Source organism: Citrobacter sp. Ce104 (genome assembly GCF_030334595.1).
Lineage (GTDB): Bacteria > Pseudomonadota > Gammaproteobacteria > Enterobacterales > Enterobacteriaceae > Citrobacter > Citrobacter europaeus.
In genome coordinates this window covers 1-310 of record NZ_JAOWDP010000042.1, presented here as the reverse complement: position 1 = coordinate 310, position 310 = coordinate 1, and the positions used below count along the sequence as shown (strand labels likewise).

Annotated in this window: 2 tRNA genes; both read left to right on the top strand. The window is 52.9% G+C overall.

The annotated features are described in order from the left end of the window. Nucleotide 1 precedes the first annotated feature (1 nt). A tRNA-Gly gene (locus OGW16_RS02105) sits at nt 2-77 on the top strand. Nucleotides 78-232: 155 nt separating this feature from the next. Beyond that, nucleotides 233-308: transfer RNA gene (locus OGW16_RS02100), tRNA-Gly, on the top strand. Nucleotides 309-310: the final 2 nt, after the last annotated feature.

Below are 310 nucleotides of genomic sequence, written 5' to 3'. Positions count from 1 at the left end.
TGCGGGAATAGCTCAGTTGGTAGAGCACGACCTTGCCAAGGTCGGGGTCGCGAGTTCGAGTCTCGTTTCCCGCTCCAAAATTTGAAAGTGCTTGTTAAGCACAGACCACCAATCGCAGGATTTCGAATTGCGACAAGGCGGCAACTGAATGAGACTCAGGAGCTTACTGAAGTAAGTGACTCAGGCGAATGAAGGCAGCCAACGCAGTAGCGGTTCGAAAGACGAAGATTATGCGGGAATAGCTCAGTTGGTAGAGCACGACCTTGCCAAGGTCGGGGTCGCGAGTTCGAGTCTCGTTTCCCGCTCCAAA